General features: G+C 67.4%; 15 protein-coding genes. 8 read left to right on the top strand and 7 right to left on the bottom strand.

Annotation, left to right across the window (positions count from 1 at the left end):
* The 5 genes from JOZ79_RS05030 to gluQRS all read right to left on the bottom strand — a co-directional run.
* Window positions 1-388 (bottom strand): DinB family protein (locus tag JOZ79_RS05030; protein ID WP_294071502.1); only part of this gene is annotated, 388 nt, incomplete at its 3' end.
* A 50-nt stretch (window positions 389-438) separates the two neighbouring features.
* Window positions 439-1,062, bottom strand: coding sequence for an NAD(P)H-dependent oxidoreductase (locus tag JOZ79_RS05035; RefSeq protein ID WP_294071471.1), 624 nt, complete (start codon window positions 1,060-1,062; stop codon window positions 439-441).
* A 75-nt stretch (window positions 1,063-1,137) separates the two neighbouring features.
* The gene (locus tag JOZ79_RS05040) at window positions 1,138-1,698 is read right to left on the bottom strand and encodes a cob(I)yrinic acid a,c-diamide adenosyltransferase (protein WP_294071473.1); all 561 of its coding nucleotides are present in this window, start codon (window positions 1,696-1,698) and stop codon (window positions 1,138-1,140) included.
* Between the two features lie 12 nt (window positions 1,699-1,710).
* The gene (locus JOZ79_RS05045; protein ID WP_294071475.1) at window positions 1,711-1,917 is read right to left on the bottom strand and encodes an HIG1 domain-containing protein; all 207 of its coding nucleotides are present in this window, start codon (window positions 1,915-1,917) and stop codon (window positions 1,711-1,713) included.
* 11 nt (window positions 1,918-1,928) lie between these two features.
* Window positions 1,929-2,777, bottom strand: coding sequence for a tRNA glutamyl-Q(34) synthetase GluQRS (gluQRS, locus tag JOZ79_RS05050; RefSeq protein ID WP_294071477.1), 849 nt, complete (start codon window positions 2,775-2,777; stop codon window positions 1,929-1,931).
* A 202-nt stretch (window positions 2,778-2,979) separates the two neighbouring features.
* On the opposite strand from gluQRS, the gene JOZ79_RS05055 reads away from it, so the two are divergent.
* A complete protein-coding gene (locus tag JOZ79_RS05055; protein WP_294071481.1) occupies window positions 2,980-3,546 on the top strand; it encodes an HNH endonuclease in 567 nt (188 codons plus the stop codon).
* Here the strand turns inward: JOZ79_RS05055 and galU are convergent.
* Both galU and JOZ79_RS05065 read right to left on the bottom strand, forming a co-directional pair.
* Entirely contained in the window at window positions 3,519-4,400 is an 882-nt protein-coding gene (galU, locus tag JOZ79_RS05060) for a UTP--glucose-1-phosphate uridylyltransferase GalU (RefSeq protein ID WP_294071483.1), read from the bottom strand. The genes JOZ79_RS05055 and galU overlap by 28 nt on opposite strands.
* Window positions 4,397-4,699: a hypothetical protein gene (locus tag JOZ79_RS05065; RefSeq protein ID WP_366514795.1), complete on the bottom strand. Its 303-nt coding sequence runs from the start codon at window positions 4,697-4,699 to the stop codon at window positions 4,397-4,399. The genes galU and JOZ79_RS05065 overlap by 4 nt, the downstream gene beginning before the upstream one ends.
* Window positions 4,700-4,767: 68 nt before the next feature.
* On the opposite strand from JOZ79_RS05065, the gene JOZ79_RS05070 reads away from it, so the two are divergent.
* The 7 genes from JOZ79_RS05070 to JOZ79_RS05100 all read left to right on the top strand — a co-directional run.
* Window positions 4,768-5,337: a TlpA disulfide reductase family protein gene (locus tag JOZ79_RS05070; protein WP_294071486.1), complete on the top strand. Its 570-nt coding sequence runs from the start codon at window positions 4,768-4,770 to the stop codon at window positions 5,335-5,337.
* Window positions 5,338-5,389: 52 nt separating this feature from the next.
* Window positions 5,390-5,872, top strand: coding sequence for a transcription antitermination factor NusB (nusB, locus tag JOZ79_RS05075; RefSeq protein ID WP_294071488.1), 483 nt, complete (start codon window positions 5,390-5,392; stop codon window positions 5,870-5,872).
* On the top strand, window positions 5,872-6,849 hold the full coding sequence (gene thiL / locus JOZ79_RS05080; protein ID WP_294071490.1) for a thiamine-phosphate kinase: 978 nt from the start codon (window positions 5,872-5,874) through the stop codon (window positions 6,847-6,849). The genes nusB and thiL overlap by 1 nt, the downstream gene beginning before the upstream one ends.
* A 157-nt stretch (window positions 6,850-7,006) precedes the next feature.
* Complete coding sequence (locus JOZ79_RS05085; protein WP_294071492.1) at window positions 7,007-9,166, top strand: sodium-translocating pyrophosphatase; 2,160 nt, start codon at window positions 7,007-7,009, stop codon at window positions 9,164-9,166.
* Between the two features lie 88 nt (window positions 9,167-9,254).
* Window positions 9,255-10,226, top strand: coding sequence for a quinone oxidoreductase (locus JOZ79_RS05090; RefSeq protein ID WP_294071495.1), 972 nt, complete (start codon window positions 9,255-9,257; stop codon window positions 10,224-10,226).
* Between the two features lie 70 nt (window positions 10,227-10,296).
* Window positions 10,297-10,548, top strand: a complete 252-nt coding sequence (gene infA / locus JOZ79_RS05095; protein ID WP_294071497.1) for a translation initiation factor IF-1 — start codon at window positions 10,297-10,299, stop codon at window positions 10,546-10,548.
* Window positions 10,549-10,557: 9 nt separating this feature from the next.
* Window positions 10,558-11,113 (top strand): Maf family protein (locus JOZ79_RS05100; RefSeq protein ID WP_294071500.1); only part of this gene is annotated, 556 nt, incomplete at its 3' end.

Consider the following 11,113-nt stretch of genomic DNA (forward strand, 5'->3'; position numbering starts at 1 on the left):
CCTGATGCTGCTGCTCGTGATGCAGCCCGAGCTCGAGCCGCTCCAGCACGACGGGCGGCAGCTCGGGCAGCGCGTCGGCGACCGCCGCGTCGACATGGGCCCGATAATGCCGGATCTCGTCCAGGCTCGGCCGGCTGAGCATGCCGCGCCGCGGGCGCGGGTGCCGCGCGCCCTCGCCTTCGTAATAGGAGTTGAACAGATAGGCCCAATCCTGGTCGAACGGGCGGTAGCCGGGCACATGGTCGCGCAGCACGAAGGTTTCGAAGAACCAGGTTGAATGGGCGAGATGCCACTTGGCCGGGGACGCCTCCGTGAAGGGCTGGAGACTGGCGTCAGCGTCGGTGAGCGGCGCCGCGAGGCCGAGCGTCAGCTTCCGCGTCGCGAACAGCCTGTCCGCAAGATCGTCTCGCGCTGGCTTCGGCGGTGGGAAAGCAGCGTTCACGAGCCCTCCGGCACTCCCGGATAAGGCTGCTGCTGTAGTAGCTTCGCCAGGTGTGCGGCATTGGCGCCGAGCATCGCCGCGCCCTGCTTCACCGGGTCGGGAATTTGCGGCAGGTCCTTGAAGTCCTTGCTCTGCATCGCCTCGCCCACCCAGTAATCGGAGGCAGCGCTCGGGATCGTCCAGCCGACGTCATTCAGTGCCTGGAAGAGGTCCGCGGTGATCGCGTGGGCTCCGTCCTCGTTGCCGACGATCCCGGCAACCGCGACCTTGCCGAAGCTCGGCATGCGGCCCTGGTCGTCGGTCTCGTCGAGGAAGGCGTCCATTCGCTCGAGCACGCGCTTGGCGAGACTCGACATCTGGCCCAACCAGACGGGTGTTCCGAAAATCAGGATGTCGCAGTCGAGGATCCGCCGGCGGATGTCGGGCCACGCGTCGCCTTCGCCTTCGTCCGAGGAAACGCCAGGCTTGATGTCATGGTCGGCGATGCGGATCGTGTCTCGAACCTCGACTTCGTGCTTGCGCAATTCGTCGGCGAGGAGGCCGATCATGCGGTCGGTCGAGGATTGTTCGCCGCCGCTGCGCTTCAATGTGCAGTTGATGGCGATCGCGCTGAGCGGCACCGGTTCCTCCGTTCTGTGACGGAGGCTTAACGGCCCGGCGCCGGCTTTGTGCCGGTGGCGACTACCGCCTTTCGGCTATGCCCGCGTCGCGCCCGGTTGCCAGAGCACGTCACCCGCGCCTTCCGCTGCAACCGCGCGGGCGGCGACGAACAGGTGGTCGGACAGGCGGTTGAGGTAGGCGAGGGCGTGGGGGTTGAGAGGCTCGGATTCATTGGTCGCAACCGCGGAGCGCTCGGCCCTGCGGACGATCGTCCGCGCGAGGTGGAGGGAGGCGACGGCCGGCGAGCCCCCTGGGAGGATGAAGCTGGTCAGCGGCTGCTGGAGCGCGGTCATCGCGTCGATCTCGCCTTCCAGACGCTCGACCTGACCCGCGACGATGCGGAGCGCGCCCTCGATCTCGCCCGGGGTGGCCACGTCGGCGCCGAGGTCGAATAGCTCGTTCTGCACCCGCAGAAGGCTCGTCGCGGTATCGCAGTCGTCGAGCGCCGCAATCGCGACTCCGATAGCGGCATTGGCCTCGTCGATATCGCCGATCGCGGCCATTCGAAGGCTCGCCTTGCTGACCCTGCTGCCGTCGACGAGCCCGGCGCTGCCGCCGTCGCCGGTGCGCGTGTAGATCTTGTTGAGCTTGACCAAGCGGCCCGGCCCCTAGTGGCTCGACTGGCCGGCGAGGACGAGGATCAGGACGACGATGACAATCGCCACCGCCTGATAGAGGACACGGCGGCGCATGTAGGTCTGCTGCTGCTCGCCCGTGATGTCCTTGCCCGAGGCCATGGCGAGCACGCCGCGGACCAGCACATAGAGGACGGCGGCCATGGCCAGTAGAAGCAGGATCAGCAGCGGGAAGCGCATGGCCGTGTCTTCTAGGCCTCCGACCAGGCGAAACCAAGGGGAAGCTCGCCGGCAAGAAGCGAGCGCGCGAGGGCTCGGCCGTTCACGCCGGCTTCGCGCATCGCGGCGAGCGTCGGCGCGAGATCGCGCTTGGCAAGGCGACGGCCGCCAGCGTGAGTGATCAACGCATGGTGAAGATAGCTCGGCTCGGCGAGACCAAGGAGCGACTGGAGCAGACGCTGCGTGGGCGTCGATGACCGAAGGTCCGCGCCGCGGACGACGAGCGTCACGTCCGACGCGGCATCGTCGACGACGCAGGCGAGGTGGTAAGAGGCCGGCGCATCCTTGCGAGCGAGGATGGCGTCGCCGATCTCGTGCGGCGCTGCGGTGAAGCGGGCGCCGTCGGCTTCGGTCCACGACGGAAGCCCCGCGAGATGCAGCGCCTTGGCGGAGTCGAGCCGCCAGCAATGCGGCGTGGAGGCGCGCCGTTGCGGGTCTTGGGGAAGGAGGCGACAGGTGCCGGGATATGCGCTCGGCGCGTCGCCGTGCGGTGCGCTCAGCGACTGCGCGATGTCCGCGCGAGTGCAGAAGCAGGCATAGACAAGGCCGCGCGCCATCAGACTTTGCAGCGCCTCGTCATAGGCGCCCGTCCGTTGCGATTGAACGATCGTCGGCGCATCCCAGTCGATCCCGAGCCAGTCGAGGTCCTCGACGATGCCGTCGACGAATCCGGGCCGACAGCGCGTCTGGTCCAAATCCTCGATGCGAAGCAGGGACCTGCCGCCCAGCTCTCGGGCCCGCTCATGCCCGAGCGCCGCGCTATAGGCATGGCCGAGATGAAGCCGCCCGGTCGGCGAGGGGGCGAAGCGCGTGGTGATCATCTCGCCTGTGGCCGAAAGGACTCTTGACCGCGAGTCGTGGAAAATGCTGTCATTGGCATGTCACGCCGGGGTGGCATCCGGCGGGCGACAAGGGAAGACGGGCCGCGTTGCCCTCTCCCCTTCGGCCCTTGACCGGGCGCGTGCGACGAGGGCCGGGGAGCTGCAGTTCGGACCGCCGAACGAAAGGCTTGTGGCGCCCCTCATGTACCACCCCGAACTGATCCGCCATCCCGAAAGCTGTCCGGCGCTAGTGCTGAACGCCGACTATACGCCGCTGTCCTATTATCCGCTGTCGCTGTGGCCGTGGCAGACGGCAGTGAAGGCGATGTTCCTGGAGCGGGTCGACGTCGTCGCCCACTACGAGCGCGAGGTGCACAGCCCCAGCCGGGCGCTGAAGCTGCCGTCGGTCATCGCCCTGCGCGACTATGTGCGGCCCAACGAATATCCGGCGTTCACGCGGTTCAACCTGTTTCTTCGCGATCGTTTCCGCTGCGTCTATTGCGGGTCGGCGCGAGAGCTGACGTTCGACCACGTCATCCCGCGCGCGCAAGGCGGGCGAACGACATGGGAGAACGTCGCCACGGCCTGCGCGCCCTGCAACCTCCGCAAGGGCGGCCGCACGCCGGTCCAGGCCCATATGCACATCATGCGCGAGCCGATCCGTCCCACCAGCTGGCAATTGCAGGAGCATGGCCGAGGCTTCCCGCCCAACCACCTCCACGACAGCTGGCGCGATTACCTTTACTGGGACGTCGTGCTGGAGCCCTGACCGCCGAGGAATTCGCGAACGGCCGGAGCGACATCCGGACGGTCCAGCGCCATTGCGAGGTTCGCGATCACAAAGCCCGCAGCGCTTCCGCAGTCGTAGCGCTCTCCCTGGAAGCGGTAGGCATTAAACGGCTCCCTGCCGATAAGCTTGGCCATCGCGTCGGTCAGCTGGATCTCGCCGCCGGCGCCGGCTTCCTGGGCGTCGAGCGCGCGCATCACCGACGGTTGCAGGATGTAACGGCCGGGGAGCATCAGGTTGGACGGTGCGGTCCCCGGTGCCGGCTTCTCGACCATTCCGCGAATCTCGGTCAGGCGGCCGTCGACCGTGCCGGGCTCGATGACGCCGTACTTGTGGGTCTCGCTATCCGGCACCTCGAGAGCGGCGACGATATTGCCGCCGACCTTTTCATAGGCCTCGATCATCTGCGCCAGGCAATTGGGCTTGCCGTACATCAGCTCGTCCGGAAGCAGGACCGCGAATGGCTCGTCGCCGACGATGTGGCGCGCGCACCAGACCGCGTGGCCGAGCCCGAGCGGCTGCTGCTGGCGGACGGTGACGACCTCGCCGAAGCTCGCGCTCGACGGTTCGAGCACGTCGAGGCTCTTGCCCTTGCCCCGCAGCGTGGTCTCGAGCTCGAACGCCGTGTCGAAGTAATCGACCAGGGAGGACTTGCCGCGCCCGGTGACGAAGATCAGCTGCTCGATCCCGGCCTCGCGCGCCTCATCGACCGCATACTGGATCAGCGGCCGGTCGACGATCGTGATCATCTCCTTGGGAATGCTCTTGGTCGCCGGGAGCAGCCGGGTGCCGAGGCCGGCGACGGGGAAGACGGCTTTGCGAACTCTGTCGGTCATTTGGTCTCCGCGGGTCCGGTGGCGTTGGTTACGGGTTGCGGGTCGGTGCCCGCCGGGACGTCCGGCGCGGCGCCACCGCTCGGCGGCGGAAGGTCGAACGGATCGGCTTCACGGGGCGTCGACTTGGTCATCAGCTCGTCTACTCGCTGCGGCCGCGCATAAGGCGGGGCGGTGAGGAGGTCGACCGGAGTCGGCGTAACCCGCGCCATCGCTGGCTTGACCGGGAGCCGCTGCCCCGGCGCGGGATGGAGGTCGGCCACCCGGCCGCAGCCGGCGAGGCAGGCCAGCACAATGATCAATCCTGTCCCCGACCGAAGCATGCGCTTCCGCCTAGCCCCTCGCTGCTGCTTAGGCTAGCTGCGCCCGGATGCGGTTCCTCTTATTTGCCATGGTCTTCGTCGCGCTCGCCGACTGCTCGAAGCCGGCTTCCCAGCCGCAGCCAGCCACCAACGCATCGGGACCTGCGGCCGCTGCTCAGGCCGAGAACGGCAAGGGCGTCGATCGCAGCCATCGAGGAAGCCCCGCGCCGGACGCCGAGTTCGTGAATGGCGAGGGAGAGAAAACGAGCCTCAGCGAGATCGCAGACGGCAAGCCGCTGCTGGTCAACCTCTGGGCGAGCTGGTGCGCGCCGTGTGTCAAGGAGCTGCCGACGCTCGACTCGGTGTCGCAAGCGGCCAACGGGAGGGTCCGGGTCGCGGCTGTGAGCCAGGACGCCGGGCCGCATGCGTCCGTCGAAGCCTTCCTGACGACACACAGGATCGTCAATCTCGAAGCCTATCAGGACTCAGGCATGGAGCTTTCAGGCGCGATCGGCGCCCAGGTCCTGCCCACGTCCGTGCTCTATGACGCGAAGGGCCGCGAGGTATGGCGCTACGTCGGCGACCTCGACTGGACGAGCCCGGAAGCGGCAAAGCTTCTCTCGGAAGCGGGCTCCTGAGCGGCCGCCCGCACTTTCGCGCGGGCCGCTCCGGCGTTACGGACCGGCAGTCATGAGCCAGACCCGATCGCTTTCCCGTTCCGCCGCCCGGCTGGCTGCCGTCCAGGCGCTCTACCAGCGCGAAATGGAGGACACGCCCGTGCCGCGGCTGCTCAAGGAGTTCCACGACCACCGGCTCGGCGCGATCATCGAGGATTCGCAATATCACGCCGCCGAGCGCGACTTCTTCGACGATGTCGTGACCGGCGTCGAAGCGCGCCGGGGAGAAATCGACGAAAGGATCGCGGGGAATCTCGCCGAAGGCTGGTCGCTGGAGCGCCTCGACCGGCCGATGCGGGCGATCCTTCGCGCCGGCGCGTACGAGCTGCTCGCGCGCCGTGACGTTCCGGTCGGCTCGGTCATTTCCGAATATGTCGATGTCGCCCACGCCTTTTACGACAAGCGCGAGAGCGGTTTCGTAAACGGACTGCTCGACTCGATCGCAAAGAACGCTCGAGCCGAGACGGGAGGTCGAACGGAAAGTCGGGCCGACTAATGGACGAGACCGAGGTCATTGCGCGGCTGAGGCGGATCGCGACCGATCCCGCAGCGCGCGGCCTTAGCGACGATGCCGCCCTTCTCGACCGGCTCGTGCTGACGCATGACAGCATTGCAGAAGGTGTCCATTTCCTGAGCGGCGATCCGCCCGCGAGCGTCGGCTGGAAGCTGGTCGCGGTGAACCTCTCGGACCTCGCAGCCAAGGGGGCGGAGCCCGCCGGAGCCTTGCTCGCAATGGCGCTCGGGCCCGATCCCGCCTGGGACTCGGAGTTCCTGACCGGCGTCGAGCATGCCTGCGAAAGCTACCGCCTGCCTTTGATCGGCGGCGACACCATCGCGCTCCCGGCGGGCGCGATAAGGGTGCTCGGCCTCACCGCGATCGGACGCGCCGGCGAGCGGGTGCCCGACCGCGCAAGCGGCCGGCCCGGCGACCGGCTGTGGCTGGTCGGGACGCTCGGCGATGCCGCGGCGGGATTGGGCCAGCTGCTTCGCGATCAGCGGGCCAGCGGACCGCTGGTGGACGTCTACCGCCGGCCAGTGCCGTTGCTTGCTGCGGGGCGGGCGATGGCGCCTCATGCCACTGCGATGTTGGACGTGTCCGACGGGCTCCTGCTCGATGCCCGGCGAATGGCCGAGGCGAGCGGCTGCGTCGCTGAGATCGATCTCGCGTCCCTGCCGCTGTCCGGGGCCTTTGTCGCCGAGGTCGGGCAGGACCGGCAGGCGCGCCTGTTCGCGGCGACGGGAGGCGACGATTATGCACTGCTGGCTGCCCTTCCGCCGGAAATCGATCCATCAACGCTTTGTTTACCGTCCGGCGCCAGAATTGCCGCGATCGGGACCCTTCGCGACGGCCAGGCGCATGTGCGGTTGGTGAGCGACGGGGAACCGGTGGAGCTGCCGGAGAGACTTGGTTTTGAGCATTCGCGCAATCACCATCGCGACGGTCCCGCTGCGGCCCTGGCTGATCGGGCTTAGCGGGCTTGTGTCCGGCATGACGGCGGCCCTTCTCATCCGCTAGCCGTCCTCTCCCCGCGCGGAGTTGCAAGCTCCGCTCGCGCCTCTAAAAGACCCCGTGTTCTTTCGGCCCGCTTGCTCGTGGGCCACCAGTCTGAGCAACGGGGATAAATCACCGATGAATCTGCTTCTGATCGCCATCGCTTGCGGCGTCATCGCCGTGCTCTACGGGATCGTCACCAGCCGCCAGGTGCTTGCACTGTCGCCCGGCAACCAGCGGATGATCGAGGTCGCAGGGGCGATTCAGGAAGGCGCGGGCGCCTATCTCCGCCGCCAGTACACGACCATTGCGATCGTCGGCGTCGTCGCCGCGGTCATCATTGGCATCTTCCTCGGCGCTCTCTCGGCCGCGGCCTTCGTGATCGGCTCGGTGCTTTCGGGGGTGGCCGGCTTCATCGGCATGAACATCTCGGTGCGCTCCAATGTGCGGACCGCGGAGGCGGCCAGGACCAGCCTGCAGCGGGGTCTCACCACGGCGTTCCGCGCCGGCGCGGTGACCGGCCTTCTCGTCGCCGGCCTCGCGCTCCTCGCGATTTCCGGATTGTTCTGGTACCTGACCGGCCCGGGCGGATACGCGCCCGATGACCGGGCGGTCGTGACGGCGCTTACGGCTCTGGCGCTCGGAGCCTCGCTCGTTTCCATCTTCGCGCGCCTCGGCGGCGGCATCTTCACCAAGGCCGCCGACGTCGGCGCCGACCTCGTCGGCAAGGTCGAGGCGGGAATTCCCGAGGACGATCCTCGTAACCCGGCCGTGATCGCGGACAACGTTGGCGACAATGTCGGCGACTGCGCCGGGATGGCTGCCGACCTGTTCGAGACCTACGTCGTCACCGTCGGCATCACGATGGTGTCGATCGCGCTCGCACTGAAGGGTTCGCCGCTGCTGCTGCCGCTGATGATCCTGCCGCTCCTGATCGGCGGCGTCTGCATCATCACCTCCATCATCGGCACCTATATGGTGCAGCTCGGCAAGGGCGGCTCCATCATGGGCGCGCTCTACAAAGGCTTCTGGACCACGACGATCCTTGCCATTCCCGCGATCTTCGGGGCGTTCTGGGTCTCGCTCCACGGTGATTTGAACTCTGTCATCGGCGGCGCCGGCGCTGGAACGCCGGGCGCTCCGACCACGGCGGCGGCGGGCGGCTTCACCGGCATGGACCTCTTCTATTCCAGCCTGATCGGCCTTGCGGTCACCGCGCTGATCGTGTGGATCACGGAATATTATACGGGCACGAATTATCGCCCGGTCCAGTCGATCGCCCGGTCCAGCCAGACCGGCCACGGCACCAACATCATCCAGGGCCTGGCCATCAGCCTCGAGTCGACGGCGCTTCCGACCGTCGTGATCATCGTCGGCCTGATCGCCAGCTACAAGCTCGCGGGCTTCCTCGGCGTTGCTTTCGCGGCTTCGGCGATGCTGGCGCTCGCCGGCATGGTGGTGGCCCTCGACGCCTACGGCCCGGTCACCGACAATGCCGGCGGCATCGCCGAGATGTCGGGCCTTGAGGAGGACGTGCGCACCCGCACCGACGCCCTCGACGCGGTCGGCAATACCACCAAGGCGGTGACGAAGGGCTATGCGATCGGTTCGGCCGGCCTTGCCGCGCTGGTCCTGTTCGGCGCTTACACCGCCGACCTTCGCGAGTTCGGCGGCTCGATCGGCGTGACGACGGATCTCGATACGCTGTTCAGCCTGTCGAACCCGTACGTCATCGTCGGCCTGCTGCTCGGCGCCCTGCTGCCCTACCTGTTCGGAGCGATGGGCATGACCGCGGTCGGCCGAGCCGGCGGCGCCGTCGTCGAGGAAGTCCGGGCGCAATTCCGCGAGAACCCGGGTATCATGGATGGCTCGGTTCGTCCGAACTATGCGCGCACCGTCGACCTCGTCACCCGCGCCGCGATCCGCGAGATGATCATCCCGTCGCTACTGCCGGTGCTTGCTCCGATCGTCGTCTATTTCCTGATTGGCGCAGTCGCGGGCCGTGAGAACGGTCTTGCCGCGGTCGGGGCGCTGCTCCTCGGGGTGATTGTCTCCGGCCTGTTCGTCGCCATCTCGATGACCTCGGGCGGCGGCGCCTGGGACAACGCCAAGAAATATATCGAGGACGGCAATTACGGCGGCAAGGGCTCCGAAGCCCACAAGGCGGCGGTGACCGGCGACACGGTCGGCGATCCCTACAAGGACACCGCCGGTCCGGCCGTCAATCCGATGATCAAGATCACCAACATCGTCGCGCTGCTGCTGCTCGCGGCGCTTGCGGCGCACGCGGCGCACTAAGCAGCTCGTCGCTCGAAAGGACAGGCCTCGTCCCGGTCCGCCGGGGCGAGGCTTTTCTTTTGCGCGAGCCAGGCGTTGAAGCGCTGCCATGACTCACGCGATCCGAATCCATCAGACCGGCGGGCCCGAAGTCCTGAAGTGGGAACAGGTCGAGGTCGGCGATCCTGGCCCCGGCGAGGTCCGCCTGCGCCAAGAAGCGGTCGGCCTCAACTTCATCGATGTCTATCATCGCACTGGCGCCTATCCGCAGAAGCTGCCGTTCACGCCGGGGGTCGAGGGCGCCGGCATTGTCGATGCGGTCGGGCCCGACGTATCGACCCTGAGGGTGGGCGACCGCGTTGCTTATGCCGGGGCGATCGGAAGCTACGCCGAGCAGCGGCTGATCGCTGCTGACCGGCTGGTGAGCCTGCCTGATTCCATCTCGTCGGAGCAGGCGGGCGCGATGATGCTCCAGGGGCTGACCGCTCACATGCTGCTCCGCCAAATCCACGACGTGAAGCCGGGCGAGACGATCCTGATCCACGCGGCAGCCGGCGGAGTCGGCCTGATCGTGTGCCAGTGGGCCAAGGCGCTCGGGGCGACGGTGATCGGCACCGTCGGCAGCGAGGAGAAAGCCGAGATCGCCCGAGGCCATGGCTGCGACCATCCGATCCTCTACAAGCAACAGGATTTCGTCGGCGAGGTCGAGCGCCTCACCGGTGGCAAGAAGCTGCCGGTCGTCTACGACGGGGTCGGCAAGGACACGTTCCTGAAGTCGCTCGACTGCCTCGCCCGGCGGGGCATGATGGTGAGCTTCGGAGGCGCGTCAGGAGCGCCAGAGCCACTCGCGCCTGGGGTTCTGTCGCAGAAAGGCTCGCTATTCCTGACGCGGCCGACCCTGTTCGATTACATCGCCGAGCGTTCCGAGCTCGAACAGGCGGCGAAGGAGTTGTTCGACATCGTCGCCAGCGGCACGGTCAAGGTCGAGGTCAAGCAGCGCTTCGCCCTGCGCGACGCCGCCGAGGCCCACCGTGCGCTCGAAGGCCGCAAGACGACTGGCTCGACCGTCCTCAACGTCTAGCCCCGCCTTCCCTTTTGTGCCCGTCGCCGCTAAGGCACCGCGACTTTTTGCAAGCAAAAGAGGAACTCGCTTGGCCAAGGAAGAATTGCTCGAGATGCGCGGACGGGTGGTGGAACTGCTCCCAAATGCGATGTTCCGCGTCGAGCTCGAGAACGGCCACGAGGTTCTCGGCCATACCGCCGGCAAGATGCGCAAGAACCGGATTCGCGTGCTGACCGGCGACGAGGTCCTGGTCGAAATGACGCCCTATGATCTCACCAAGGGGCGCATCACCTACCGATTCATGCCAGGACGCGCGGGACCGCCCGGCTACACGGGCTAAGCGAATTCCGTGCGGCTGATCCTCGCCTCGGCGAGCCCGCGCCGTCTCGACCTGCTTGCCCGCATCGGCGTCACCCCGGACGCGGTCGACCCCGCCGATATCGACGAGAGTGTGCCGCGGGGCGAGCTTCCGCGCGACCATGCGGCGCGGCTTGCTCGCGAGAAGGCGGCGGCGGTCGCCGCCCGCGAACCTGACGCGCTGGTGCTTGCAGCCGACACGGTGGTCGCGGTCGGGCGGCGAATCCTGCCGAAGGTCGAGGATGAGCAGACCCTGCGCGCTTGCATGAGGCTACTTTCCGGCAGGCGGCACCGAGTGCTGACCGGCGTTGCACTGGTCGTGCCCGGGCACGGCGTTCGAGAGCGCCTGGTCGAGACCATGATCGCGATGAAGCGCCTCAGCGACGAAGAGATCGACTATTACGCGAGTCACGGCGAATGGCGCGGCAAGGCTGGGGGCTATGCACTCCAGGGCTATGGCGAGGTCTATGTCCGCCACATTCGAGGAAGCTATTCGAACGTCGTCGGACTGCCGCTCGCCGAGACTCGCCTGATGCTAAAGAGCGCGG

Source organism: Sphingomonas sp. (genome assembly GCF_019242355.1).
Lineage (GTDB): Bacteria > Pseudomonadota > Alphaproteobacteria > Sphingomonadales > Sphingomonadaceae > Sphingomicrobium.